We start from the raw sequence: 25,010 nt of genomic DNA, 5'->3' as shown, positions 1-25,010 counted from the left end.
GATGCTGGTACTTGCACTGGAATCCAGCACCAGCTCAGCGAAGGCCCTGTTATACGATAATGAGAAGGGTATTGTCGGAGCGGTGCAGAAAACGTATGGAGCCTTGAATCAGGAGGGAAGAACGGATACGGAAGGCGTTTATGAACTGACGGCAGCGCTGGGAAAGCAGCTGGCCCGGGGAAGGGAGATCGCAGCTGTTGCCTTGTGCGGCACCTGGCACGGACTGTCGGTCTTAAGTGAAAATATGCTTCCGGTGACGCCCACCTTTTCCTGGAATTTTACGGATACAGCCCCTGTTTGCGATGAAATTCTGAAGGATGGTCAAATGACGGAACGGTTTTATGAAAATACCGGCTGTATGCCTCATAATACATATCCGCGTCATGTGTTGACCTATTTGAAAAATCAGGGGTTTCCTCTGGCGGGAAAGAGGATGGCTACTCAGGGCGGTTACAATTTTTTCAGGCTGACAGGAGAATTCCTGGAGACATGCTGTACTCAGAGCGGATCAGGTCTTCTGAATCTGCAAAAACTGGATTATGATGATTTCGTCCTGGATTATCTGGGAATCCGGCGTGAACAGCTGGGAACACTCTGTTCTTACAAGGATGTACGTCCTTTGACAAAAGAAGGTGCGGAGATGTTAGGGATTCGGCCGGGGATTCCTGTTGTACCGGCTCATGCGGACGGAGCCTTGAATCAGGTGGGGAGCTATGCGAACCGAAAGGGAGTAATGACTATGTCTGTTGGAACCAGCGGAGCTATCCGCATGACGGCAGAAAGGCCTGTTCTGCCGAAGGGCCATCAGCTGTGGTGTTATCGGGGCGTTGATCATTACATTTCCGGTGCTGCCGTGGCAGGGGCCTGCAGTTGCATTGACTGGTTTGTGAAAAAATTCCTGGGAGGAAAGGCAGATTATGATACGCTGGAGGCGGGACAGATTCCCGGAAAAAAGGTACCGGTATTTCTGCCGTTTATCCTTGGAGAACGGTGTCCCGGATGGAGAGGAGAACGGAGAGGCGGTTTCCGATATGTAGACGGAACCCACACAGTTTTTGATTTTTACCGGGCAGTGCAGATGGGAGTCTTATTCAATCTGTACCAGTGTTATGAGACTCTCTGCCGGGAAAATGGAGCGCCGGAGGAGATCTTAGTTTCCGGAGGAATCGGAAACTCTGCCAGATGGATACAGATGGCGGCGGATATTTTTGGCCACGATATTCTGGTGGCGGATTTCCCTTCCGCGTCCTGTATGGGTGCTGCAGCCCTGGCTCTTCATGCGGCAGGTGTTTTGAAAAATATTGATGAGTTCAAAGCGGATTACGAGTCTGCCCGGCCGGTGAACTGCAGACAGGAAAACCGGATGTATTATTTGGAACATTATGAACGGTATCTGACAGCATATAAGGAGGATAAGCAGTGAAAATTCTTGTAACACCTACATCCATGCAGCCGGAAAAGGAAAATCCTGCTCTTGACCGTCTGAAAGAATTTGCAGATGAGCTTGTATATAATCCCACGGGAAAACCTCTGGAGGAAGACGCTCTCTGCCGGCTTCTGGAGGACTGTGACGGTTATCTGGCCGGATTGGATTTTGTGACGGAGAAGGTTCTGAAGTCCTGTCACAGGTTAAAGGCGATATCACGATACGGTGCAGGTTATGACCGGGTCGATCTGCAGGCGGCAAAGGACTGCGGGATCTTCGTTTCCAACACACCTGGTGCCAATGCGGAAGCGGTGGGGGAACTTGCCTTTGGCATGATGATGACTTTGGCCAGACGGCTAGTGCCTTTAGATCGGACCACAAAGGCGGGCGGCTGGGTTCGCTCGACAGGGACAGAGCTTTACGGAAAGACTTTAGGGATCGTCGGACTGGGCGCCATCGGCAGGGTGGTGGCACGCTGTGCAGGCGGTTTTGGAATGCACGTCATCGCTTATGACCCCTTTATCGACGAAGAGTACTGTAAGCAAAAAGAAATTGAAAGTATGGCCTTTGACGATGTCATGAGCCGGGCGGATTTTGTGACTCTCCATCTGCCGCTTCTGGAATCTACCAGACATCTGGTGGACAGGAACGTCTTCGCTTCTATGAAGGATGGGGCTATCCTGATCAATGCCTCCCGGGGGGGGATCGTGGATGAGGATGCGGCCTTGGATGCATTAATAAGCGGAAAGCTGGGCGGCCTTGGTCTGGACGCTTTTGAGGAGGAACCGCCTGCAGGAAGTCCTCTCTTTGCATTTGACAATGTACTTGCAACGCCTCATACAGGCGCTCATACCATGGAAGCCACTGAAAATATGGCCAATATGGCGGTGGATAACCTGATTGCCATGCTGAGTGGGCAGGATTGTCCCTATATCCTCAACAGATAAGGAGGGCTTATGGAATTATATTTAGAAGCGGAACGGGAATCCGGACTGACAGAGGAAGAGATAAAGGGAGCTGTGCAAAGATCGTCAGAGACTTTTCTCCGGGACAGAGAGCTTGAGCGTGTGCTTATTATCCCACCGGATTTTACCAGGTTTTATTCCAATGCCGGACAGATTACAAAGGAATATTACCATGCGTTTATAGAAAAAGGCTGTCAGGTGGATATCCTGCCGGCATTGGGAAGCCATGAGCCCATGACAAGGGAGCAGTTTTCAATCATGTATGGGGATATCCCCTATGAAAAAATGCTGGTTCATCACTGGAGGAAGGATGTAACAGCCATAGGAGAAGTTCCGGCCTCCTATATGAAGGAGATCACAGAGGGCCTGTGGGAGGAGCCGTTAAAGGCAGAGGTCAGCCGGCTGCTCTTAGATCCAGGATATGATCTGATCCTGTCCATCGGACAGGTAGTTCCCCATGAGGTGGTGGGAATGTCCAATCATTCTAAAAATATCTTTGTAGGAACCGGCGGCAGCGATATGATCAATAAGTCCCATATGGTGGGGGCTGTCTACGGTATGGAGAGGATGATGGGGAAGGATTATACGCCGGTGCGGAAGGCCTTTGATTATGCCCTGGAGCATTTCCTGAAGGAACTTCCTCTGGTATTTGTCCTGACTGTGACCACAGCGCCTATGGGAAAGATACAGACCCACGGTCTTTTCATCGGAGAAAAGAGAGATGGGCTGGAGCGTGCTGTGGCTCTGTCCCAGAAAAAAAATATTGATTTTGTGGAAAAGGGAATGAAAAAGTGCGTAGTTTATCTGGATCCTTCGGAGTTTCACAGTACCTGGCTGGGTAATAAGGCCGTGTACCGGACCAGGATGGCAATGGCCGATGGCGGAGAACTTCTGATCCTGGCTCCCGGTGTCCGCAGATTTGGGGAGGACGACAGATGTGACGAGTTGATTCGAAAATATGGGTACTGCGGCAGATTACGGATGCTGGAGCTTTATCGGAAAGAATCGGATCTGAGAGAAAATATGGCGGTGTCGGCTCATCTGATCCACGGTTCCAGCGACGGTCGGTTTACAGTGACTTATGCGGTCAGGGATATAGCCAGAGAAGAAATCGAGGCGGTTGGCTATCGGTCTGCCGATTATGAAGAAGCTGTAAAACGATATGATCCGGAAAAGTTGCACTATGGTTGGAATGTGATGGAGGATGGAGAAGAAATCTTTTATGTTCCTAATCCGGCCATTGGGCTTTGGATCGATAGGAATCGGTTTTAACAATTTTGCAGGGAATGGTTTGAGATATTTGACCGCCGGAGGGACTTTGACGGACCGAAGCGGCGGAGAAAAGGAGAAACATATGGCAAAGAAAGCAATCGTAACAGGGGGAAGCAGAGGAATCGGAAAGGGGATTGTCCTGGCTCTTGCGGCAGAGGGATATGATGTAGCCTTTACATATGCCTCCAAGAAGGAGGCGGCAGAGAAATTGGCAGAGACTGTTCGGAAGGAATACGGCAGAGAAGCGTATATTTTCCAGGCTTCCCTGGAGGTGCCGGGCATTGCTCATAAAATGTTTGAAAAAGCGACTGCAGCCCTGGGCGGACTGGACTTGCTGGTCAACAACGCAGGTCTTACCATCTGTGAGTCTATTCAGAATATTACAGAGGAAAATCTGGATCATCTTCTGAATCTGGATTTTCGCACTTTTGTGATCCTCATGCGGGATGCGTCCAGGTATATGATCGACCATAAGATAAAAGGCAATATAATTAATATTACATCCTCCAGAGGACAGAGGGCATATCCTGAGTGCGGCGTTTACTGCGGATTAAAAGCAGGCCTTATTCATGCAGTACGGGCCTTTGCCCTGGACGTTTCCGCTTATGGCATCCGGATCAACAACGTAGCTCCCGGTGCCACCAGGATCCGCACTAAAGCCGAAATGGCGGCGATGAAGACGGGAGATGCCAGCGATTATTTCTGGAGAAAGGAATACGAGGATAAGACAAAGGAGATAACTTCCGATTTCTGGGATGATCTGGGAGAGCTGATTCCTCTGGGCAGGGCAGGGACACCCCAGGATATCGCCAATACAGTAGTATTTCTTGCGTCTGATAAAGCAGCTTATATTACGGGAGAGACAATCCGAGTAGACGGCGGCCTGATCCTGCCCGGCATGCCGGAAGGGTTTGCCGGACAAGACAGTGCAGGAACCTCCGGATGGGGACGCCCTGCTGTGGAAGAATAAAATGGAGCGGAGGGAGCAGTATGATTTGTGAATTTTATGTGGGATCTTATGGAAAAGAAACAGAAGAGGGTATTACCAGATATCAGATCGATACAGAAAACGGAAGGCTGACAAGGCTGGACGGTCATGCGCTCCTTTACCATCCTTCCTATCTCTGCCTTCAGGAGGAAAAGGGACTGCTTTATGCGGTGCAGGAGCAGGTGCCGGAGGGGAAAATCCATGCTTTGAAAATTATCGGAAAGGAACTTGTACCCTGTGTTTCTCTATCCTCCGGCGGTGCGGATCCCTGTCATTTGTCATTGTCCGAAGATGGGAATATGTTGTATGCCGCCAATTATACCAGCGGTTCTCTGGCTGCTTATCGGTTGTCACAGGACGGTCTTCCGGTTTCCATGACTGATTTTAAGCAGCATGACGGAAAAGGACCCAATCCGGTCAGACAGGAATGTGCCCATGTTCATTTTTCTACGGAACATGAAGGCATTCTTTATGTCTGTGATCTGGGACTGGATAAGGTATTCCTTTATGAGCTGGATACGGAAACGGGAATGTTGAATGATACAGGAAAGAGACTTTCTCTGCCGCTGGGAAACGGCCCGCGCCATCTGGCCTTCCATCCGGCTCATCCGGATATGGTCTATGTGCTCTGTGAACTGGCCGGGCAGGTGGCTGTCTTCCGGGATAATGACGGAAACAGGGATTACCGGCTGGTTCAGCTTCTGGATACGCTTCCGGAAGGTTTTTCCGGTGGGAATATCTCAGCCGCAGTAAAGATCTCAGGAAATCTTCTTTTTGCCAGCAACAGAGGACATGACAGCATTGCTGTTTTTAACTTGAAGGAAAATGGCACTCTGGAACGTATGGGAATTTATCTTTCCGGCGGAAAGACTCCCAGGGATATAGAAATATTCGGAGATTATCTGGTGGCGGCCAACCAGGATTCGGATTGCCTGACTGTCCTTAAAATTGACCGGGAAACGGGAGAACTTTCCCTGACCGGGGAACGGAAGTCCCATGTGATGCCCTGCTGCGTCTGTGCATATGGTCAAAACCCATAAAATCTATTTATCACAGCACAATTGCTCCGAAGGCGCAGTCCTTGCTCTTCGCCATAACTATGAGCTGGTTAAGGGCAGCGGCTGCAAAATGACCCCTCCGCTGTTGCTGTGTGAGGGAGGAGCGAAGAGTCCCTTCGGCGATGCCATTTCCGCAGGCGTAGGGGTTGGTGTGTTCAAGGATTATCAGGTGGCCAAGGATTGGGCCAAAGTAGGTGCAAATCATACGCCCAATATGGAGAATAAAGCCGTTTATGATAAAATGTTCCCGTTATATCTGAAGCTTTATGAGCAGCTCAGGGATTGTTATCCACAGCTGGCAGAGCTTACAGGTTATAAGTGATAGAAAAGAGTTTCTGCGGATTTTTTCTGCAGAAACTCTTTTTTCACTACGCGCAAAAACGGCCCGGAGCAGGATTTCGTTTTTCTGCTCTGAGCCGTTTTTCATGCGGATGGTGGGACTTGAACCCACACGAGGTCTCCCCCGTCAGATTTTGAGTCTGATGCGTCTGCCATTCCGCCACATCCGCTGGACGCTTCCAAAACCGAACTTAATTGTATCATATCCCCTGTCAATATGCAAGCGCTTTTTTATTTCCGAAGCTACGTTGACTTGAAGGAAAAAGAAGGGTAGAATAGGGATAATCCGGAACAATTCCGATAGACAGAAGGGATCAGATTATGACTGCAACAGTACTTCTTTATAATCTTTCCGGCACAGAGGCCGGAAAAAAAATGAAAAACATTCTTCTGAAAATGCGTGTCCGTATTCGCCTGGTGGAGCCGGAGAGCTATCTGGAGCCCATCGGCCATCTGGCAGGGCTTAAGGATGCCAAAGTCTCCGGACAAAAGTATGAGGGGCCGGGTTTTTCAGAACAGATGATGGTCATGTGTGGGTTTACAGGAGAGCTTCTTGATATCCTCCTGTTTCAGATGAGAAAACAGGGAGTTGGAAAAATTCCTTTGAAGGCGGTGCTTACCGACTTCAATCAGCACTGGAATTCGCTGATGCTTTATGAAGAGCTGAAAAAAGAGCATGAGGCCATGACGGAAAGGCGGAGGCAGGAAGAATAAACGGAGGTGCGTATTTATGAACCGCTGCATGGAAATTCAGTCGCAGATTACGGATTACATAGAAGGAAATCTTGCACCGGATAAGCTTGAGGAGTTTATTTCCCATATCAATTCCTGCGAAGAGTGTCGGGAGGAACTGAATATTTATTATACCCTGTATCTTGGAATACTGCAGCTGGAGCATGAGGATGAAGAGGTGAAGGAGCTTAATGATCTGGACGGGGCTCTGGCAGAGGAGCTGGAGCATTCGGAGATGCTGATCCGCCGCCGCCACTTTTTTCAGGGGTTCCGTTATGTGGTCTATACGGTTGCTTTCTGGTGTATTGTGGCAACCGTACTTTTTCAGTTTCGGTTTTTCGCAGAAATGGGTATCATATAAAAAAATAGAAGGAAAAGGAAACAGGTATGGACGAAAAAATCGTGCTAATTGACGGTTACAGCATTTTAAACAGGGCCTTTTACGGGATTCATGCGGGAATGACGAACTTTGAAGGGCTCCATACCAATGCGGTATACGGCTTTTTGAATATACTTCTGAAGATTCTCGATGAGGAGAAGCCGGATTATCTGGCGGTAGCCTTTGATGTGAAGGCGCCTACCTTCCGGCACAGGCTTTACGATGCCTATAAAGGAACCAGAAAGGGAATGCCGGATGAACTGCATGAGCAGGTACCTGTGACAAAGGAAGTGCTTCGTGCCATGGAAATTCCTACCGTGGAGCTTCCCGGTTATGAAGCCGATGATATTCTTGGCACGCTGGCTGCCAGATGTGAAAAACAGAATCTGGCTGTGGTCCTTGTTTCGGGGGATCGGGATCTTCTGCAGCTTGCCAGTCAGAAGACAAAGATCCGCATTCCGCGGACGAAGGCGGGTACCACGACAGTTGAGGATTATTATGATACGGATGTGAAGGAACGGCTGGGGGTCACTCCTCTGGAGTTTATCGATGTGAAGGCGCTCATGGGAGATTCCTCCGACAATATTCCGGGGGTGCCTGGAATCGGAGAAAAGACAGCCTATGCCCTGATTCAGACTTATCACAGCCTGGAGGCGGTCTATGAGAATCTGGAATCAGTGAAGCCGGAACGGGCGAAAAAGGCTCTCATGGGAGGCAGGGAAATGGCGGAGCTTTCCAAAACTCTTGCTGCCATTGACCGGGACTGTCCGGTGGAGTTTTCACTGGAGGAAGCCAGAGTGGGAGCGCTGTTCACTCCGGAGGCTTATGAGATCATGAAGCGTCTGGAGCTTAAGAGTCTTTTAAAACGATTTGAGGCGGGAAGCCGGACCACCAATTCGATAGAGAAAGACTTCCTGCTGGTGGATGATTTTTCCGGAGCGGAGGACATTTTTGCCAGAGCCATGAAGGCAGAGCGGGCAGGGCTTCAGCTGATCTCGGAAAAGGGGGAGATACTGGGACTGGCTCTTTCTTTTGGTAAGGGAGAGATCTATTTCATAGAGGCGGGAGGCTTTTTGACAGGAGAATATCTGGCAGGACGGACGGCAGAACTTTGCCTTCGGGGAAAAACCACCTGGGTCCTCGATTTAAAGGAGATGCTTCCGTTCCTCGGGATCGAGGAGACAGAGGGAGTTCTGGATGCCGGCGTGGCAGCCTATCTTCTGAATCCGTTAAAAAGCAGTTATTTATATGATGAGCTTTCCGCGGAATATCTGGGACTTACGGTACCCTCAAGAAACGATTTTCTGGGGAAGCATTCCTATAGGGAAGCCCTTTCTGAGAAAAAGGAGGCCTGCGCAGGCTGCTTTTGTTATATGGCGTACACGGCTTTTGCCGTCGGACCGGAGCTTATGGACAGACTTCGGAAGTATGGAATGGAAAAGCTGTTCCTTGAAATTGAGATGCCGTTAATCTACAGCCTTTCCCATATGGAGAAGGAGGGTATTCAGGTGGAGCGGGAGGCCCTCCGGGCTTACGGAGATACGCTGAAGGTACAGATCGAGAAGCTGGAGGCAGAGATCTATGAGCTTTCAGGGGAAACCTTCAATATCAATTCGCCGAAGCAGCTGGGTGTGATCCTGTTTGAAAAGCTGAAGCTTCCCTATGGGAAAAAGACAAAAACCGGTTATTCCACCTCGGCAGATATTCTGGAAAAGCTGGCTCCGGAGCAGCCGCTGGTGGCAAAGATCCTGGAATACCGGCAGCTTACAAAGTTAAAATCCACCTATGCGGACGGGCTGGCGGCTTATATCTGTGAGGATGGGCGGATTCACGGAAAATTCAATCAGACCATCACGGCCACAGGCCGTTTGAGTAGTACAGAGCCTAATCTTCAGAATATTCCGGTGCGGATGGCTCTCGGACGGGAAATACGAAAGGTGTTTGTACCGAGGGAAGGCTATGTGTTTGTGGATGCCGATTATTCTCAGATCGAGCTTCGGATCCTTGCCCATATGTCCGGAGACAAACGGCTTATCGAGGCTTATCACCAGGCACAGGATATTCATCGAATCACAGCCTCCCAGGTGTTTCATACGCCCTTTGAGGAGGTCACTCCTCTCCAGCGGAGGAATGCCAAGGCAGTCAATTTCGGTATCGTTTATGGAATCAGTGCCTTTGGACTTTCGGAGGATCTCAGTATTACCAGAAAGGAAGCATTGGACTATATCAATCAGTATTTTGAAACCTATCCGGGTGTGAAGAGCTTTCTGGATCATCTGGTATCCTCGGCCAGAGAGGAAGGCTATGTTTCTACTCTGTATGGCCGCAGACGGCCGGTTCCGGAGCTTTCCTCCTCCAATTTTATGCAGAGAAGCTTTGGGGAGAGGGTTGCTATGAACAGTCCCATCCAGGGTACAGCAGCAGATATCATAAAAATCGCTATGGTTGGTGTGGACCGCCGCCTGAGAAGAGAGGGACTGAAATCCAGGCTGATCCTTCAGATCCATGATGAGCTTCTGGTGGAGGCAGCTCCCGGTGAAACAGAGCAGGTAAAGACCATTCTTCAGGAGGAAATGTATGGTGCCGCCAGTCTTTCCGTGCCGCTGGAGATTGATATGAAGGTGGGAAACAGCTGGTTTGAGACAAAATAAGGAAGGCGGGAGCAGTCTGGAATGAGGATCATAGGAGTGACCGGAGGCGTGGGAGCAGGGAAAAGTACGGTGCTGAAGGTCCTGAAAGAAGAATATGGAGCAGAGCTTCTCATGGCCGATGAGATCGGAAGGGAACTGATGGAGCCTGGAGCGGCCTGCTTTCGCCCGGTGATCGAGGTTTTTGGAGAAACGGTGATCGGGGAGGACGGACGCCTGAACCGGGGGAAAATCGCAGAAGCCGTATTTAAGGATCCGGAAGCGCTGAAGAAGCTCAATGGGATCATTCACCCGGCGGTCCGCCGGGAAATTGAGAGAAGACTTTCACTCCTCAGGATGACGGAACCGGAAAAAACAGCGGTTATAGAGTCTGCAATCCTGATCGAAGCGGGATATGAAGAAATATGTCCTGAAATCTGGTATGTCCGTGCCGACAAGGAGACGAGGATCGGACGTCTTATGGAGAGCCGGGGTTACAGCAGGGAAAAATGTCTGGAGGTCATGGCCAATCAGATGGCAGATGAAGAGCTTCTTGCCAGAGCTACGGCTGTCATCAACAACGGAGGCAGCAGGACATCTACGAAAGAGCAGATTGCATCTTTGATGGCCTTATGATAAAATAGCGTCTGGATGCAGAGAAACCATGCTGTCACCAGAGCACTGGCGCCTGCGTCAGCGTGTGTGACTGCGTATTATACTGTGAGAAGAAGGAAAAGTAAGGATCTGAGAACATGCGGCTTGTCAGTATTGCCAGCGGAAGCAGCGGAAACTGCATATATATAGGTACGGAGACCACCCATCTTCTGATCGATGCGGGGATTTCCGCCAAACGGATCGAACAGGGCCTTTCTCAACTGGGAATCAGGGGAAACGAGCTTTCCGGTATTCTGATCACCCATGAGCATTCGGATCATATCGGAGGCCTTGGCGTTTTTTCAAGAAAAAACGAAATACCGGTTTATACTACAAGGGAGACCTACGAGGGCATTCTGTCCGCAAAAAATATCGGTGATATGCCGGAAGGACTTCACAGGGAGATTTTTCCGGATGTGGAATTTGAGATAGGGGATATGAGAATCTCTCCCTTTTCCATCGACCATGACGCGGCCAATCCCTGTGCCTATCGTGTGGGCTGCAGCAGAGGATCGGCAGCGGTGGTGACGGATCTGGGGAATTACAGTCAGTATACCATCAATCATCTTCTGGGGCTTGACGCACTTCTTCTGGAGGCCAATCACGATATCCGCATGCTGGAGACCGGGCCGTATCCCTATTATCTGAAACGGCGGATCATGGGAAACAGAGGTCATCTTTCCAACGAATGTGCAGGAAGACTTCTGGGAGAACTGCTCTATGACGGCTTTAAAAAGGCGCTTCTCGGGCATCTTTCCAAGGAAAACAACTATGCGGATCTGGCCTATGAGACTGTACGGCTGGAGGTTACAATGGGAGAGAATGCTTACTGCGGAGATGATTTTGATATTGCTGTGGCAGATAGAAGCACTATGTCGGAGATAATTTATATTTAACATAAAGACGAGGAGAAAGAACATGAAAAAGACGATTATCACAGTAGTAGGTAAGGATACGGTCGGTATTATTGCAAAGGTGTGTACATACCTGGCCAATAACCGCATCAACATCGAGGATATTTCCCAGACGATTCTTCAGGGGTATTTCAATATGATGATGATCGTGGATGCCAGCCAGTCGCATAAGCCCTTCGGAGAGATCGTGGAGGAGCTGGATCAGATCGGAGAAGAGATCGGTGTGAAGATCCGTTGTCAGCATGAGGATATTTTCAATAAAATGCACAGAATTTAAGAGGGCCGGCCATGATAAACAGATTTGAAGTAGATGAGACAAATAAAATGATCGAGCAGGAGAAGCTGGATGTCCGCACGATTACGATGGGTATCAGTCTTCTCGATTGTATTGATTCCGATCTTTCCAGGGTAAATGAGAAGGTTTATGAAAAGATCACCTCCTATGCAAAGGATCTGGTGGATGTGGGCCATGAGATCGAGGTAAAATACGGGATCCCCATTGTAAATAAACGGATTTCCGTGACACCCATTTCTCTGGTGGGGAGCGCTGCCTGCAAATGCCCCGAGGATTTTGTGACTCTGGCGAAGACCCTGGACCGGGCTGCCAAAGAGGTACGTGTCAATTTTATCGGCGGTTATTCTGCGCTTGTCAGCAAGGGTATGACTCCTGCAGAGGAGATGCTGATCCGTTCCATTCCAAAAGCACTGGCCTGCACGGAGCGGGTATGCAGCTCCGTCAATGTGGGCTCTACAAAAACCGGCATCAACATGGATGCGGTGCGTCTCATGGGACAGGTGATCAAGGAAACAGCGGAGGAGACAAAGGAGAGAGATTCTCTGGGCTGCGCCAAGCTGGTGGTGTTCTGCAATGCTCCCGATGACAATCCGTTTATGGCCGGTGCTTTTCACGGCGTAACGGAGGCTGATGCCATCATCAATGTGGGGGTCAGCGGACCTGGCGTTGTGAAAACAGCTCTGGAAAAGGTGCGCGGAAAGAATTTTGAGATCCTCTGTGAAACCATAAAGAAAACTGCCTTCAAGGTGACCCGTGTGGGACAGCTGGTGGCCCAGGAGGCTTCTGAGCGTCTCGGCGTTCCTTTCGGGATCGTGGATCTGTCTCTGGCGCCCACTCCGGCGGTGGGAGACAGCGTGGCGGAGATACTGGAAGAGATCGGCCTTGAGAGCGTAGGCGCACCCGGAACCACTGCAGCTTTAGCACTGCTGAATGATCAGGTTAAGAAAGGGGGAGTCATGGCATCCTCCTATGTGGGAGGCCTTTCCGGTGCCTTTATACCGGTCAGTGAAGACCAGGGCATGATCGATGCGGTCAACAGAAACGCACTGACCCTTGAAAAACTGGAAGCTATGACCTGTGTCTGCTCTGTGGGACTCGACATGATCGCCATACCGGGAGACACCTCTGCCGAGACGATTTCGGGCATTATCGCCGATGAGGCGGCCATTGGAATGGTTAATCAGAAGACCACGGCTGTCCGTCTGATTCCGGCAGTGGGCAAGTCGGCGGGGGATACGGTGGAATTTGGCGGCCTTCTCGGCTATGCACCGATTATGCCAGTGAATCCCTATTCCTGCGCGGCCTTTGTGGAGAGAGGCGGCCGGATCCCGGCGCCGATCCACAGCTTCAAAAACTGATCGGATTCGTGAGTCTGGCGGCAGGAAGCGTCAGGCTTTCATGATAATTTTTTATAAACAAGAAACAGGGGAGGTAAACAATGGATTTAGGACTCAAAGGCAAGGTAGCGGTTGTATTTGGTGGAACAACAGGAATCGGTGCTGCTGCTGCACTTCGTTTTCTGGAAGAGGGCTGCAGGGTCGCAGTCTGCAGCCGCTCTGAGGAGAAGGTGGAGGCTTTTGTAAAAAGGGCTTCCGAGGCTGGATATGACGATGTGATGGCAGAGTCGGTGAATGGCATGGAATACGCACAGACAGAGGCTTTTGCAGACCGGGTGGCGGAACGGTTCGGAAGGATCGATATCTGGGTCAACTGTGCCGGAGGGAACATACATGGCCCTCTGCACACCCTGCCGGAGGAAACCTTCCGTTTTATCGTGGATCAGAATCTGACGTCGGTTTTCTTTGGAATCAAGGCGGCTTCCAAGTATATGATCCCACAGAAGAGCGGAGCGATCGTGAGTATTTCCTCTCTCTCTTCCAAGGTGCCGGTGGACTACCGGGTGACCTATGGAGCGGCCAAGGCCGGTGTGAATCTTCTGACCATCGGAGCGGCATCGGAGCTGGCTCCTTACGGGATCCGGGTCAATGCGGTTGCTCCGGGCATCATCGATACGGTGCTTTCTGCCAAGGCGATTTATGAACAGACCGATTATACCATGTCCATGATTCCCCTTCACAGAGCCGGAAAGCCGGAGGAGATCGGTGATGTGATCGTCTGCATGTGCAGTGACCGGTTCGGTTATATGACGGGAGCGGTGGTAAGCGTGGACGGAGGAAAGAACACGGTGGAGGACTCGGATCTTCCGTGGGTAAAGCCCTGGAATTCCTGAAACGATGCAGAATATTGAATAAAAACTGCTCAAATTTCTATTGAAAGTGCAGGAAATCAATGGTATTATCTTTCCTAAGAGAAAAAAGTTTACGGCAAATAATGTGACAGTACAGAAATGACAGCAGAGACGCATGGCATCGTTAAAAGCGACAAAATGCGTCTTTTTTAACCGGAAAAACAGAAAATATTACATATATTATGCAGGATAGTATATGGAAGATGATGTGAAAATGGTATAAAATAATAAAGTGTCTTATCGAATTTTGTGCAATGTCACTAAAATTCGAAAAAATAAAGACAAGCTCTAATAAGGGAAAGGAGAAAAAAGTATGAAGAAATGGATTGCAGTACTGTTGGCACTGGTGCTGACCATGTCCTGCCTGGCAGGATGCGGCAGCAAGAAAGAGGATGGCGGCGAGACCAAAAAGGCCGAAGCTACCGAGGCTAAGAAGGATGATGGCGGCGACAAGAAGGAAGACAGCGGCGACCCCATCAAATTCGCTTATTCCGGCCCTCTTACCGGTGACAATGCAGAGTATGGTCTGTTATTCAAGAATGCTTTCGAGCTCGCTATCAAAGAGTGCAACGAGTCCGGCGGTGTACTTGGACGCCAGATTGAGTATGTAGAGTTCGATGATAAGAACTCCGCAGAGGAAGCAGGTTCCATCGCAGAGAAGATCGTAGGTGATGATGACATCGTTGCTGTATTTGGTCACTTCGCCAGCGGTGTTGCTATGACCGCAGCTCCGATTTACCAGGAGACGGGTGTTGTTCTGATGAGTGCTTCTGCCTCTCATGTAGACTACTCCTCCATCGGTGACTACATCTTCAGAAACAACGTAACTCAGAAGGTTGAGGCTACCAACTGCCTGCAGATTGCTATTAGAAGCGGCGCTAAGAAGATCGGTGTTCTTAAGTTAAAGACAGACTGGGGCGAGAGTGCTGAGAAGAACTTTATGCTTGGCTGGGAGCAGATCAAGGATAAGGTTGATGCAGAGCTGGTTGCTACAGAGGAATTCGTAGACGGCACCACCGACTACAGCTCCAACATCACCAAGTTTGAAGAGGCAGGCTGTGACTGTGTTGTTGTTCTTGGTATGTATGGTTCTTTAGGGCCCTTCGCTAAGCAGTATCGTCAGATCAACCAGGATGGTCTTCTGATCTCCGTAGGTTCTTCTTACACCACCGAGCTGATTAATCTGGCAGGTGAGGCTGCAGAGGGTATCCAGTTCCCCGGCGGTATGAACGCAGACAGCACCGATCCCGTTGTTAAGGCTTATGTAGATGCTTACAAGGAATATGCAGACGGCAAGGTTCCCGAGAACATGTCCGCTCAGACCTATGAGAACGTAAAGATGGTTATCCAGGCTATCGAGAATGTCGGCAGCGCTGACAGAGAAGCAATCAAGGATGAGCTTTACAACATGACCTTCGAAGGCGTTACCGGTACCATCAAATACGATGAGATCGGCGATGCTGTTAAGACTCAGGTTTGGTATGTTGTTAAGGACGGCAAGTTCGTTGAATCTGATCAGAAGCTTCAGATTTGGGATGACTTTGTAGCTGGTCTGTAAAAAAAAGGACGGGAGGCAAGAAATGACTGTCCAATACTTAGTCAACGGCCTGACCATGGGATTGATTTATGCACTGATTGCTGTAGGTTATTCCCTTGTGTTCGGTATCTTAAAAATGATTAACATGGCCCACGGTGCAATCTACGCCGTTGGTGCCCATATGATTCTGATGTTTGTTACCTGGAATCTGGGAACGCTCCCTGCGGTTATTTTGAGTATTGTTTTCACCGGCGGGCTGCTGGTAGTATATGACAGGTCAATCCTGGCGACTCTTCGAAAGAAGAAGGCGCCAGGGATTGCCGCCCTGGTTACCACCATCGGTTTTTCCCAGATCCTCACCAATGCTCTTCAGATCATTTTCGGTACTGAGATCAAATCCTTCCCGGCACTGTTCGGAAACAAGATGATCCAGATCGGCAATGTAAAATTCCAGTTTTCACAGGTTTATATTCTGGTAGTATCGGTTATCCTTCTCCTTGGCCTGACACTTCTGATCAATAAGACAAAAGTAGGTCTTGCCATGAGAGCAGTAGAGCAGAACTCCAGAGCTGCAGACCTTATGGGTATCAATGCGAAGGGCGTTATCAGTGTTACTTTCTTCTTAAGCGGTATGTCTGCAGTAATTGCAGCTCTGCTGCTTGCAAGCTACTATCAGACGGTTTACCCTACCATGGGTGCCATGATCGGTCTGAAGGGCTTCTCCGCATCCGTGCTTGGCGGTATCGGTTCCCTTTTTGGTGCTGCGATCGGCGGCATTATCCTTGGCCTGGCCGAGAGCTTGACTGTAGCATTTTTATCTGGCGCTTACCGTGATGCCGTTGCATTTATCCTGCTGTTCATCATCCTGATCATCAGGCCCAACGGTTTGTTCGGTAAAGCGAAGATTTCTAAAGTATAATTGGAGGAGTGAAACATGGATAAGAGAGATAAAATTTTCTGGCTTGTTCTCCTTGTTGCCCTGCTCGCTCTTCCGGCGGTTGGACTCAGCAGATATATGCAGAGGATTATCAGCCTGATTTTCATTTATTCCATGCTGGCCCTGAGCCTGAACATTGTTACAGGTTATATGGGACAGGTTTCCCTGGGCCATGCAGCATTTTATGCCATTGGTGCCTATACTTCCGGCCTTCTGTCCGAGCACTTCGGATGGAACTTCCTGCTGACCTGCCTTTGTGCCATCGTATTTACCGGTTTCATCGGCTGGATCTTCAGTTTGCCGACTATGAAGCTTTCCGGTACCTATCTGGCGATCATTACCATGGGTTTTGGTGAGATCGTCAAGGTTCTCATCGTCAACTGGGAATCCCTGACCCATGGTACATACGGCCTGCAGAATATTGCAAAGCCGGAATTATTCGGTATGACCTTAAAGACCACAAACAATGGTATGTATTATCTCTGTCTGGCTTTCCTGGTGCTGATGGTTCTTCTCTGTGTGGCCATCGAGCGTTCCAAGCTGGGACGTACGCTCCGGGCAATTCAGGATGACCCGCTTGCATCTTCCTTAATGGGAATCGAGCTGAGCCATTACAAGAGACTGGCATTTACCATCTCAACTGCACTGGCAGGCTGCTGCGGCGCTTTATATGCTCATCTGTCCGGCTATGTGGATGCAAACTCCTTCCATTCCGATGTGTCAATGATGATCTTAAGTATCGTGATCTTCGGCGGAAGAGGTTCCATCAAGGGGATGGTTGTCGGTGCCGGAATCCTGGTAGCCTTCCCGGAGGTGTTCCGTTTCCTGGCAGAGTATCGATTCATCGTATACGGTCTGATTCTGATCGTAATGATGGTATTCCGTACCGATGGTCTCCTGGGCGGCCACAGCAAGCGGCCTTATGTATTTCCCAGGTATGTAAAGGTTAACAAAGAAGGGGGAGGTGAGCCGGATGGCGCTGCTGGAAGTAAGTAATGTATCGAAGCAGTTCGGCGGCCTGGCAGCTGTAAGCAATGTCGACTTCCATGTGGAAGAGGGCGAGATTGTCAGCATCATCGGCCCCAACGGTGCAGGTAAAACAACGATTTTCAACCTCCTTACCGGTGTATATACGGTTACAGAGGGTAAGATTGTATTCAACGGAGAGGAAATTCAGAATAAGAAGGTACAGCACATTGTAAATGCAGGTATCGCGAGAACCTTCCAGAACATTCGTCTGTTCAAGAACATGCGGACCATTGAGAATGTTATGATCGGTTTCCATCAGAATACCAAGTACAACACCTTTGACCTGATTTTCCGTACTCCCCGGTTCAGAAAATATGAGAAGGCGGCCCATGAGAAGGCCCTTGAGGTTCTTGATTCCCTGGGCTTCGGCAAGTATATTCATACCTATGCCGGAAACCTGCCTTACGGCGAGCAGAGAAAGCTGGAGATTGCCCGTGCCATCGCAACAGGTGCAAAGCTCCTTCTTCTCGATGAGCCTGCAGCAGGTATGAATCCTCAGGAGTCCGCAGAACTTCTGGAATTTATCAAAGGCCTCCAGGCAAAGGGCTTTACGATCATTCTGATCGAGCATGATATGAGCGTGGTTATGAACATTTCCGACAGGATCTATGTTCTCGACCACGGCAGAATGATTGCAGACGGCCTGCCTGAGGAAATTGCCAATAACCAGACGGTAATCGAAGCTTATTTAGGAAAGAGTGAAGACGATGCTGACGATTGATTCGATGAACACATATTATGGAAATATCCATGCTCTGAAGGGCATTGACTTTGACGTCAACGACGGAGAGCTGGTTACGCTTATCGGAAGCAACGGAGCCGGAAAGTCGACCACTCTTCTGACGATTGCAGGCGTGTTAAAGGCCGCTTCAGGAAGTAAGATTGTATTTGACGGACATGACTTAACCCGTATGTCTGCGCCTCAGATTGTAAAAATGGGAGTTACCTTATGTCCTGAGGGACGTGAAGTTTTTCCTGAGCTTTCAGTTGAGGATAACTTAAGACTTGGGGCTTACTGCCGCAAGGATAAAAAAGAGATCGCAGATTCCTTTGATTATGTTTATGATCTGTTCCCCAGACTGGTAGAACGTAAGAAGCAGCAGGCAGGTACCCTGTCCGGCGGCGAGCAGCAGATGCTGGCCATCGGCCGTGCTCTGATGAACAAACCGAAGCTGCTTATGCTGGATGAGCCCTCCATGGGTCTTGCTCCCAATCTGGTGCTGGAAATCTTCAGCCTGATCAAGGAGATCCACAAACAGGGAACAACGATCCTGCTGGTAGAGCAGAATGCGAATATGGCTCTCAAGATCGCAGACAGATGCTATGTTCTTGAGGTTGGTACCGTGAAGTTCCACGGCGACGCAAAGGAAATGCAGAACAATGACGAGGTAAGAAAGGCTTATCTCGGAAGTAAGTAATAAAGGTATTAGAAAAAGGAGTAACGTATCATGGCAAAGTACAATGAAAACAAACCTGTACACACTGGTGATCCCGTAGTAGAAGCAAAGCGTGCCTGCATTGAGCACCGCGCATACTGGATGGCTCTTATTCTTGACGAAGTAAGAAAGGCCGGCGGAGACATGGAGAAGGTTGGCCGCGCTGCCATCAATCGCTGCGGATGCTTCCAGATCAATGAGAACTTCAAGGACAAGATGACCGATCCCATGAGCATGAAGGAATTCGGCGCTCAGTTCGTTGCAGAGCCCATCACCTTCGAGAATAAGACTGTGGAGATCACCGATGATGTAATGCACGTTGAAATGCATTACTGTCCTCTTCTCAATGCATGGAGAAAGCTGGGCTTCTCTGATGAAGACTGCGCTTTATTCTGTGACATTGCAATGGAAGGTGACAGACAGTTCGCAAGAGATATGGATTGCGAATTCGCTCTGACCAAGAAGATTGCAGAAGGCGATGACTGCTGCGACCTTTGCTTCACCAGAAAGAAATAATTTTTGACTCTTTTTCAGGAGTTACAGAAAGATTTTATGCGAGACATGGGAATTCGTTCCTGTGTCTCGTTTTTTGTACAGAAAGGATAAGCGTCTGTGGAGTTCTACTGATAAAAGCCTGGGTAAGACTTTTTTCGTCCAGACTTGACAAAAAATGAGGAGACTGATATGATTAGATAAAGATATTTGTGAAAAGTGTATAAAATCAGAGTGAAAGTCATGCAAAAAATGTAACTCTAGTGTTATTTGGTGACCAGGGAGGGAAAGTATGGCATTTAAAAAGAATATCTTTGATGAGAACAATGGGGCTGCATTTAACTGCGGTCCTACTGTGACATATAACGGTCATATGAGAAAGGAAAAGGATTGGGGATGTGCCTCTCATTTTCATGAATGCGCGGAGATTCTTTTTTGTATTGATGGGTGCGGGAGTGTCCTGGTTGAGGATCAGGAATACGAAATGAGAGAGGGTGATATTGCTATATTTAATCCTTTTGTGTCCAATGCTACCAGGCATCACAACGGGGAGGATTTTGAATTCTTCTTTCTGGGAATCACAGATTTTTCCTATCCGCCCTTCCCGCTGAATACGCTGATGCCGGATAATACGCCGGTTTTTTCTTCCGGTCCTTATAAAAAGCAGCTTCAGTTTTATTTTCAGGAGCTGATGCGGGAGACTGCAAACCCGGAAGTCCTTTATATGCCTGCAGTATCGGCTCTGGCCAATGTGATCGCCATTCAGGTGCTCCGCATCTGGCAGTTCAATTCTCAGATGGAAAAGAATAAGTCCGATGCCAGAAGTTACAGCCATTTTATTAAGGAATATATTGACAAAAATTACCATCAGGCCATCAATCTGGATACTCTGTCGGAGGCATCCTTTATCAGCAAATCCTATATCAGCCATCAGTTTAAGAAGGATATGGGGATGTCGCCCATTGACTATCTGATCAAGAAACGGATCGAGATCGCCCGCTATCTGCTGGTGAATACTCACTATCCGGTGGCAGAGGTGGCCAAGCAGATCGGCTATGACAATCCGCTGTATTTCAGCGCCCTGTTTAAGAAGAATACCGGCATGTCTCCCACCGAGTACAGAAAAACCTATAAGCAGGACCGGGGTGCGGGGATTCCCAAGGTGATCAGAAAAACGGAGGAATGAGCCGGAACTCTGAAAACCTGCGGATGCCTGGCTTACGGTTTTATGATAATTCCGTACGTATATTCATTTTTTATCCGGCAGCCATATTTCTGATAGACAACAGACTGATAAAGGTTGGAAGCGAAGACCTCCTGATTTAACATATCAAAGGCGGTAGCTCCCAGCCTTTTTTCTGCGTCGGCTACCTTGGTGATCAGAGGGATCCGGCTGTTTGCTTTGATCTGTTTCAGCAGTGGTTCCGCGGATTTCCTAAACCCAAGGATCCTTGCGTAGGATACAAAGTCGTCGGCCCGGTAGGCAGCCATGTCCGTGGTCTTGATGTCTAAAAGAAGGTGCAGAAGCGCCCGGCTGATCCTGGTCCTTGTATACTGACGGCATTTGACCGCATCGATGAAATCGCTGAAGCTGGTAAATCCGGTCAGGCGGCTACGAATGCGGCGCTCCAGATCCTCGGAGATATCCACGTAATCGGTCAGATCGGCATTTCTGGAAGCCAGAAGCTTATAAAGCAGCATGGAAGAGAAATCGTCGGCAAGGATCGGAAGTCTGGTACAGAAGTTTTCTGCCATTAGTTGATAGGTGTCTTCCGGCACACAGGAGCGGATGGATTTCAAAGCCTGCGCGGTAGGCGGTGCGGACTCATCGATTCTGGATTCAAACACATGCCGGATGGCCGATGCGGAGCAGAAGGGAGAAGACAGCGCTTTGGACAGGTAATTGGAAGTCCGTTTTATGGTTACCGGTTCTATGGAGGAGCTTCTCCGCGACAGAGCTTTTATATATTCAATACCCAGAATATTGTTCGGAGAGGAGAGAAGAGCGGAAACCTGTTCCGAAGGGAGTGTACGGCCCTCTTTACCCTGGGAAAGCCAGGTGGTGAGTGCACGGCTCCTTGCGGCAGGATAGCTGTCTCCGTTGGAAAGATTAGCTTTGATAAGGGCAGAGAAGTCTTCCGGTTCATCGGAAAGAATGGAAGCCACGGAGGAAAGAAGGGGAAGATCGCCACACTCACTCCCGAAACAGAGGCAGTCCACGACACCCAGCTTATCCAGAATGGAAACGGCCCCCGCGGCGAAATATTCGGCGCTTCCGGTGGCAAAGGCAACGGGAAGCTCGAGAATCAGATCGGCGCCGGAGGAAAGGGCCATCTGGGTCCGGAGATATTTATCCATACATGCAGGCTCTCCCCGCTGGACATAATGCCCGCTCATGACGGCAATGCAGTAATCGGCTCCGGTGAGCTTCCGGGCCTGCTCCATGTGGTACAGGTGACCGTTGTGAAACGGATTATATTCTGTAATTAAACCGACGACCTTCATGTACTTCCTCGCTTCCTTTCCGGATCTTTTCTTTCATCTTAAAACAGAACGAAAAAAAAGGCAAGCATGCACTGCAAGATGGTAATTTGCACCTCGAAAAGTACAGAAATCTGCTTGAGAACTGGGAGAGGATGCGCTATAATAATTAATTAGATTAATATGCAATTTATAAATACGAAAGGAGCTATTTATTATGGCATTCATTGATGAAGTTTATGCACGCGCAAAGGCGGACAAAAAGACGATCGTCCTTCCCGAGTCCATGGACAAGAGAACCTTTGAGGCGGCGGAGAAGATTTTAAAAGAGGGAATCGCAAATCTTATTATCATCGGTACTCCCGAAGAGATCGCTGAGAACAGCAAGGGCTATGACATCAGCGGCGCTACCATCGTGGATCCTTTCAACGACCCCAATAAACAGAAATACATAGACAAGTTCGTTGAGCTCAGAAGCAAAAAAGGCGTTACTCCGGAAATGGCCAAGGAGCAGATGGAAAAGGATTATATGTACTATGCCTGCTTAATGTGCAAATGCGGAGACGCTGACGGTGCAGTATCCGGCGCCTGCCATTCCACAGGCAACACCATCCGTCCCGCTCTTCAGCTGTTAAAGACAAAGCCCGGCATCAGCAGCGTTTCCGGTTTCTTCTTAATGGAAGTTCCTAACTGTGAACTGGGCGAGAACGGCCTGTTTGTGTTTGCTGACTGTGCAGTAAATACTGATCTGGATTCCGCTAAGCTGGCAGAGATTGCCGGACTTTCTGCAGAATCCTTCCGGATGCTGACAGGCGCAGAGCCGAAGGTCGCTATGCTTTCCTATTCCTCCAAGGGCAGCGCAAAACATGACGATGTGACCAAGGTTGCCGAGGCTGTTAAGATCGCAAAGGAGAAATTCCCGGATCTGGCTCTGGACGGCGAGCTTCAGCTTGACGCAGCTCTCGTTCCCAGCGTAGGTGCTTCCAAGGCTCCCGGAAGCCCTGTTGCAGGACATGCCAACACCCTGGTATTCCCTTCCCTGGAAGCTGGAAATATCGGATACAAGCTGGTTCAGAGACTTGCAAAGGCCGGCGCTTACGGCCCCGTGCTTCAGGGTCTGTCTCTCCCTGTAAACGATCTGTCCAGAGGCTGCTTTGCTGAGGATATCGTCGGCGTTGTTGCCATCACTGCAGTACAGGCACAGGGAAGATAAGATAGTTATTGACAAATCAAAATCACCTGTGTATAATAGTACAGGTGTGTATTAGGAGAATACTATGCACATTCATTTATCGGACTCCCTGGCCCATGAACAGGAGACCAAAGCTTATGAAGCAGAGCTTGAATTTGACGTGTTTGACAATGGTGTGAGCGCTTATCCGGTTGTCGATAAAAAACCGGTGAAGGTCCGCGTCACAAATACGGGAGACAAAAAGCTTCTGATCGAGGCGGAGGCAGCCTTTTCCCTTCAGATGCCCTGCGACAGGTGCCTGGAGGAGGTGACAGTCCCTTTTTCCTATACGGTCAGCCGGATGGCAGATTTCAATGAGGAGAAGGCGGATACGGAGGAGTCGGAGGAACAGGCGTATATCGAAGGGTATACCCTGGATGTGGATACGTTGGTCCGCGACGAGCTGTTCGTGCATTTGCCTATGAAAGTTCTGTGCAGTGAAGACTGCAGGGGAATCTGTAATAGATGTGGTGCAAATCTCAATCATGGGGTTTGCGGCTGCGATGTCACGGAGCTTGACCCCAGGATGGCGGTTATCCGTGATATCTTCAGAAACGCGAATCAGTAGAATTTGAAAAAGAAAATCATTGGTTAAGGAGGTGTGTAACCATGTCTATCTGTCCCAAGAATAAACATTCCAAAGCTAGAAGAGACAGCCACAGAGCAAACTGGAAAATGGGCGAGGTCAATTTAGTAAAGTGCAGCAAGTGCGGCGCGCTGACCATGCCTCACAGAGTTTGCAAGGCTTGCGGATGCTACAACAAGAAAGAGATCGTAAGCGTTGACTGAGAATAGCAGGAAATTAGGAGACTGCAGTTTTCCGTAAAAAGAAAACTGCAGTTTTTTCATTTTACGAATCTGCTTTAAAAAAATAGAAAAGTCATTGATTTATAGATTGATATTGTGTATATTAATTCTTAGATTAGAGATGGAGGAAGCAGGATGCAGGAAACAGTGAGAGTCGCACTGGATGCCATGGGCGGGGACAATGCCCCGGGTGAGGTGGTCAAGGGCGCGGTGGAAGCGGTGAACGCGAAGGAAAACATCAAGGTATTCCTGGTTGGAAAAGAGGAAGCAGTGAAGGGCGAGCTTTCCAAGTACACATATCCACTGGACAGAATTGAAGTGGTAAATGCATCGGAGGTGATTACCACAGAGGAAGCGCCTGTTATGGCCATCCGGCGGAAGAAGGATTCTTCCATCGTGGTGGGACAGAAACTGGTGAAAAACGGTGAGGCAGATGCCTTTATCTCTGCAGGCAGTACCGGAGCGATCCTGGTGGGAGGCCAGCTGGTCGTGGGCAGGATCCACGGCGTGGAGAGACCTCCTCTTGCGACACTGATCCCTACAGTGAACGGTGTGGCTCTTTTGGTGGACAGCGGTGCCAATGTGGATGCCCGTGCCAGCCATCTGGTACAGTTTGCAAAAATGGGTTCTATTTATATGGAGCATGTCATAGGCATTAAGAAACCGAGAGTCGCCATTGTCAATGTGGGGGTGGAGGAGGAAAAGGGCAACGCCCTTGTGAAGGAGACCTTTCCTCTGCTGAAGGAATGTGAGGATATCAATTTCACCGGCAGTATTGAAGCAAGAGAGATTCCTCACGGCGGTGCTGATGTGATCGTGGCTGAGGGCTTTACCGGAAATGTGATCCTGAAGCTCTATGAGGGACTGGGCTCTGCACTGATCAGCAAGATCAAGGGAGGGATGATGTCCACCTTCCGTTCCAAGATGGGAGCGCTTCTTGTGAAGCCGGCCCTCAAGGAAACCTTAAAGACCTTTGACGCCACCGAATATGGAGGTGCGCCCATGCTGGGACTCAATGGCCTTGTGGTGAAGACTCATGGAAATGCAAGCTCCAAGGAGGTAAAAAATACCATTTTCCAGTGCGTGACCTTCAAGGAGCAGAAGATCAATGAAAAAATCAAAGCGCTTTTTGCAGAAAAGCCTGAAAAATAACAGAAAGGGTG

The 25,010-nt window shown here is 49.3% G+C and carries 26 protein-coding genes and 1 tRNA gene; 25 read left to right on the top strand and 2 right to left on the bottom strand.

Translation table 11 applies throughout. From position 1 onward, the window contains the following. Position 1 precedes the first annotated feature (1 nt). The 6 genes from QJ036_RS04445 to QJ036_RS04420 all read left to right on the top strand — a co-directional run bounded on the left by QJ036_RS04445 (position 2) and on the right by QJ036_RS04420 (position 6,031). The gene (locus QJ036_RS04445) at positions 2-1,423 is read left to right on the top strand and encodes a gluconokinase (RefSeq protein WP_283230242.1); all 1,422 of its coding nucleotides are present in this window, start codon (positions 2-4) and stop codon (positions 1,421-1,423) included. Beyond that, positions 1,420-2,373: a phosphoglycerate dehydrogenase gene (locus tag QJ036_RS04440; RefSeq protein WP_283230241.1), complete on the top strand. Its 954-nt coding sequence runs from the start codon at positions 1,420-1,422 to the stop codon at positions 2,371-2,373. The genes QJ036_RS04445 and QJ036_RS04440 overlap by 4 nt, the downstream gene beginning before the upstream one ends. Before the next feature lie 9 nt (positions 2,374-2,382). Next, the gene (locus tag QJ036_RS04435; RefSeq protein WP_283230240.1) at positions 2,383-3,663 is read left to right on the top strand and encodes a nickel-dependent putative hexonate epimerase; all 1,281 of its coding nucleotides are present in this window, start codon (positions 2,383-2,385) and stop codon (positions 3,661-3,663) included. 82 nt (positions 3,664-3,745) lie between these two features. Then, a complete protein-coding gene (locus tag QJ036_RS04430; RefSeq protein ID WP_283230239.1) occupies positions 3,746-4,633 on the top strand; it encodes an SDR family NAD(P)-dependent oxidoreductase in 888 nt (295 codons plus the stop codon). 20 nt (positions 4,634-4,653) lie between these two features. Beyond that, entirely contained in the window at positions 4,654-5,691 is a 1,038-nt protein-coding gene (locus QJ036_RS04425) for a lactonase family protein (RefSeq protein ID WP_283230238.1), read from the top strand. Next, positions 5,675-6,031: a hypothetical protein gene (locus QJ036_RS04420; RefSeq protein WP_283230237.1), complete on the top strand. Its 357-nt coding sequence runs from the start codon at positions 5,675-5,677 to the stop codon at positions 6,029-6,031. Before QJ036_RS04425 ends, QJ036_RS04420 begins: the two co-directional genes overlap by 17 nt. 104 nt (positions 6,032-6,135) lie before the next feature. Here the strand turns inward: QJ036_RS04420 and QJ036_RS04415 are convergent. Further along, positions 6,136-6,218 (bottom strand) — tRNA-Leu (locus tag QJ036_RS04415). A 151-nt stretch (positions 6,219-6,369) separates the two neighbouring features. On the opposite strand from QJ036_RS04415, the gene QJ036_RS04410 reads away from it, so the two are divergent. The 15 genes from QJ036_RS04410 to QJ036_RS04340 all read left to right on the top strand — a co-directional run bounded on the left by QJ036_RS04410 (position 6,370) and on the right by QJ036_RS04340 (position 20,514). Then, positions 6,370-6,762, top strand: coding sequence for a DUF3783 domain-containing protein (locus QJ036_RS04410; protein ID WP_283230236.1), 393 nt, complete (start codon positions 6,370-6,372; stop codon positions 6,760-6,762). Between the two features lie 16 nt (positions 6,763-6,778). Beyond that, complete coding sequence (locus QJ036_RS04405; protein WP_283230235.1) at positions 6,779-7,141, top strand: anti-sigma factor family protein; 363 nt, start codon at positions 6,779-6,781, stop codon at positions 7,139-7,141. Between the two features lie 26 nt (positions 7,142-7,167). Beyond that, a complete protein-coding gene (polA, locus tag QJ036_RS04400; RefSeq protein ID WP_283230234.1) occupies positions 7,168-9,810 on the top strand; it encodes a DNA polymerase I in 2,643 nt (880 codons plus the stop codon). A 21-nt stretch (positions 9,811-9,831) separates the two neighbouring features. Further along, positions 9,832-10,422, top strand: a complete 591-nt coding sequence (gene coaE / locus QJ036_RS04395; protein ID WP_283230233.1) for a dephospho-CoA kinase — start codon at positions 9,832-9,834, stop codon at positions 10,420-10,422. Between the two features lie 116 nt (positions 10,423-10,538). Then, positions 10,539-11,336: an MBL fold metallo-hydrolase gene (locus tag QJ036_RS04390; protein ID WP_283230232.1), complete on the top strand. Its 798-nt coding sequence runs from the start codon at positions 10,539-10,541 to the stop codon at positions 11,334-11,336. A 22-nt stretch (positions 11,337-11,358) separates the two neighbouring features. Then, a complete protein-coding gene (locus QJ036_RS04385; RefSeq protein ID WP_283230231.1) occupies positions 11,359-11,631 on the top strand; it encodes an ACT domain-containing protein in 273 nt (90 codons plus the stop codon). A gap of 11 nt (positions 11,632-11,642) precedes the next feature. After that, positions 11,643-13,007 carry a PFL family protein gene (locus QJ036_RS04380; protein WP_283230230.1) on the top strand — a complete coding sequence of 455 codons (1,365 nt, stop codon included), beginning with the start codon at positions 11,643-11,645 and terminating at the stop codon, positions 13,005-13,007. 80 nt (positions 13,008-13,087) lie between these two features. Beyond that, positions 13,088-13,879, top strand: coding sequence for an SDR family NAD(P)-dependent oxidoreductase (locus tag QJ036_RS04375; RefSeq protein WP_283230229.1), 792 nt, complete (start codon positions 13,088-13,090; stop codon positions 13,877-13,879). Positions 13,880-14,210: 331 nt separating this feature from the next. After that, on the top strand, positions 14,211-15,455 hold the full coding sequence (locus QJ036_RS04370; protein ID WP_283230228.1) for an ABC transporter substrate-binding protein: 1,245 nt from the start codon (positions 14,211-14,213) through the stop codon (positions 15,453-15,455). Positions 15,456-15,477: 22 nt separating this feature from the next. Further along, the gene (locus QJ036_RS04365; protein ID WP_283230227.1) at positions 15,478-16,353 is read left to right on the top strand and encodes a branched-chain amino acid ABC transporter permease; all 876 of its coding nucleotides are present in this window, start codon (positions 15,478-15,480) and stop codon (positions 16,351-16,353) included. Positions 16,354-16,368: 15 nt separating this feature from the next. Beyond that, positions 16,369-17,367, top strand: coding sequence for a branched-chain amino acid ABC transporter permease (locus QJ036_RS04360; RefSeq protein ID WP_283230226.1), 999 nt, complete (start codon positions 16,369-16,371; stop codon positions 17,365-17,367). Then, entirely contained in the window at positions 17,345-18,121 is a 777-nt protein-coding gene (locus tag QJ036_RS04355; RefSeq protein ID WP_283230225.1) for an ABC transporter ATP-binding protein, read from the top strand. The genes QJ036_RS04360 and QJ036_RS04355 overlap by 23 nt, the downstream gene beginning before the upstream one ends. Beyond that, positions 18,108-18,818: an ABC transporter ATP-binding protein gene (locus tag QJ036_RS04350; RefSeq protein WP_283230224.1), complete on the top strand. Its 711-nt coding sequence runs from the start codon at positions 18,108-18,110 to the stop codon at positions 18,816-18,818. Before QJ036_RS04355 ends, QJ036_RS04350 begins: the two co-directional genes overlap by 14 nt. 30 nt (positions 18,819-18,848) lie before the next feature. Then, positions 18,849-19,352, top strand: coding sequence for an L-2-amino-thiazoline-4-carboxylic acid hydrolase (locus tag QJ036_RS04345; protein WP_283230222.1), 504 nt, complete (start codon positions 18,849-18,851; stop codon positions 19,350-19,352). Positions 19,353-19,620: 268 nt separating this feature from the next. Next, positions 19,621-20,514, top strand: a complete 894-nt coding sequence (locus QJ036_RS04340; RefSeq protein ID WP_283230221.1) for a helix-turn-helix domain-containing protein — start codon at positions 19,621-19,623, stop codon at positions 20,512-20,514. 32 nt (positions 20,515-20,546) lie between these two features. Here the strand turns inward: QJ036_RS04340 and QJ036_RS04335 are convergent, their stop codons facing one another. After that, complete coding sequence (locus QJ036_RS04335) at positions 20,547-21,833, bottom strand: nucleotidyltransferase (protein WP_283230220.1); 1,287 nt, start codon at positions 21,831-21,833, stop codon at positions 20,547-20,549. 193 nt (positions 21,834-22,026) lie between these two features. On the opposite strand from QJ036_RS04335, the gene pta reads away from it, so the two are divergent. The 4 genes from pta to plsX all read left to right on the top strand — a co-directional run bounded on the left by pta (position 22,027) and on the right by plsX (position 24,999). After that, positions 22,027-23,022, top strand: coding sequence for a phosphate acetyltransferase (gene pta / locus QJ036_RS04330; protein ID WP_283230219.1), 996 nt, complete (start codon positions 22,027-22,029; stop codon positions 23,020-23,022). A 64-nt stretch (positions 23,023-23,086) separates the two neighbouring features. Continuing rightward, entirely contained in the window at positions 23,087-23,608 is a 522-nt protein-coding gene (locus QJ036_RS04325) for a YceD family protein (protein ID WP_283230218.1), read from the top strand. 41 nt (positions 23,609-23,649) lie between these two features. Next, a complete protein-coding gene (gene rpmF, locus QJ036_RS04320) occupies positions 23,650-23,829 on the top strand; it encodes a 50S ribosomal protein L32 (protein ID WP_283230217.1) in 180 nt (59 codons plus the stop codon). 153 nt (positions 23,830-23,982) lie between these two features. After that, a complete protein-coding gene (gene plsX / locus QJ036_RS04315) occupies positions 23,983-24,999 on the top strand; it encodes a phosphate acyltransferase PlsX (protein WP_283230216.1) in 1,017 nt (338 codons plus the stop codon). Positions 25,000-25,010 lie beyond the last annotated feature (11 nt).

It is taken from the genome of Fusibacillus kribbianus (assembly GCF_030053595.1).
In the GTDB taxonomy this organism is placed as follows: Bacteria; Bacillota; Clostridia; order Lachnospirales; family Lachnospiraceae; genus Lientehia; species Lientehia kribbiana.
The sequence above is the reverse complement of the archived record's forward strand: the minus strand, read 5'-3'. Positions and strand labels throughout refer to the sequence as shown.

What these genes read in the sequence shown, in the direction of transcription:
- QJ036_RS04445 (WP_283230242.1), top strand. Translation starts at nt 2, where the DNA reads ATGCTGGTACTTGCACTGGAATCCAGCACCAGCTCAGCGAAGGCCCTG.
- QJ036_RS04435 (WP_283230240.1), top strand. Translation starts at nt 2,383, where the DNA reads ATGGAATTATATTTAGAAGCGGAACGGGAATCCGGACTGACAGAGGAA.
- QJ036_RS04430 (WP_283230239.1), top strand. Translation starts at nt 3,746, where the DNA reads ATGGCAAAGAAAGCAATCGTAACAGGGGGAAGCAGAGGAATCGGAAAG.
- QJ036_RS04425 (WP_283230238.1), top strand. Translation starts at nt 4,654, where the DNA reads ATGATTTGTGAATTTTATGTGGGATCTTATGGAAAAGAAACAGAAGAG.
- QJ036_RS04420 (WP_283230237.1), top strand. Translation starts at nt 5,675, where the DNA reads ATGGTCAAAACCCATAAAATCTATTTATCACAGCACAATTGCTCCGAA.
- QJ036_RS04410 (WP_283230236.1), top strand. Translation starts at nt 6,370, where the DNA reads ATGACTGCAACAGTACTTCTTTATAATCTTTCCGGCACAGAGGCCGGA.
- QJ036_RS04405 (WP_283230235.1), top strand. Translation starts at nt 6,779, where the DNA reads ATGAACCGCTGCATGGAAATTCAGTCGCAGATTACGGATTACATAGAA.
- polA (WP_283230234.1), top strand. Translation starts at nt 7,168, where the DNA reads ATGGACGAAAAAATCGTGCTAATTGACGGTTACAGCATTTTAAACAGG.
- coaE (WP_283230233.1), top strand. Translation starts at nt 9,832, where the DNA reads ATGAGGATCATAGGAGTGACCGGAGGCGTGGGAGCAGGGAAAAGTACG.
- QJ036_RS04390 (WP_283230232.1), top strand. Translation starts at nt 10,539, where the DNA reads ATGCGGCTTGTCAGTATTGCCAGCGGAAGCAGCGGAAACTGCATATAT.
- QJ036_RS04385 (WP_283230231.1), top strand. Translation starts at nt 11,359, where the DNA reads ATGAAAAAGACGATTATCACAGTAGTAGGTAAGGATACGGTCGGTATT.
- QJ036_RS04380 (WP_283230230.1), top strand. Translation starts at nt 11,643, where the DNA reads ATGATAAACAGATTTGAAGTAGATGAGACAAATAAAATGATCGAGCAG.
- QJ036_RS04375 (WP_283230229.1), top strand. Translation starts at nt 13,088, where the DNA reads ATGGATTTAGGACTCAAAGGCAAGGTAGCGGTTGTATTTGGTGGAACA.
- QJ036_RS04370 (WP_283230228.1), top strand. Translation starts at nt 14,211, where the DNA reads ATGAAGAAATGGATTGCAGTACTGTTGGCACTGGTGCTGACCATGTCC.
- QJ036_RS04365 (WP_283230227.1), top strand. Translation starts at nt 15,478, where the DNA reads ATGACTGTCCAATACTTAGTCAACGGCCTGACCATGGGATTGATTTAT.
- QJ036_RS04360 (WP_283230226.1), top strand. Translation starts at nt 16,369, where the DNA reads ATGGATAAGAGAGATAAAATTTTCTGGCTTGTTCTCCTTGTTGCCCTG.
- QJ036_RS04355 (WP_283230225.1), top strand. Translation starts at nt 17,345, where the DNA reads ATGGCGCTGCTGGAAGTAAGTAATGTATCGAAGCAGTTCGGCGGCCTG.
- QJ036_RS04350 (WP_283230224.1), top strand. Translation starts at nt 18,108, where the DNA reads ATGCTGACGATTGATTCGATGAACACATATTATGGAAATATCCATGCT.
- QJ036_RS04345 (WP_283230222.1), top strand. Translation starts at nt 18,849, where the DNA reads ATGGCAAAGTACAATGAAAACAAACCTGTACACACTGGTGATCCCGTA.
- QJ036_RS04340 (WP_283230221.1), top strand. Translation starts at nt 19,621, where the DNA reads ATGGCATTTAAAAAGAATATCTTTGATGAGAACAATGGGGCTGCATTT.
- QJ036_RS04335 (WP_283230220.1), bottom strand. Translation starts at nt 21,833, where the DNA reads ATGAAGGTCGTCGGTTTAATTACAGAATATAATCCGTTTCACAACGGT.
- pta (WP_283230219.1), top strand. Translation starts at nt 22,027, where the DNA reads ATGGCATTCATTGATGAAGTTTATGCACGCGCAAAGGCGGACAAAAAG.
- QJ036_RS04325 (WP_283230218.1), top strand. Translation starts at nt 23,087, where the DNA reads ATGCACATTCATTTATCGGACTCCCTGGCCCATGAACAGGAGACCAAA.
- rpmF (WP_283230217.1), top strand. Translation starts at nt 23,650, where the DNA reads ATGTCTATCTGTCCCAAGAATAAACATTCCAAAGCTAGAAGAGACAGC.
- plsX (WP_283230216.1), top strand. Translation starts at nt 23,983, where the DNA reads ATGCAGGAAACAGTGAGAGTCGCACTGGATGCCATGGGCGGGGACAAT.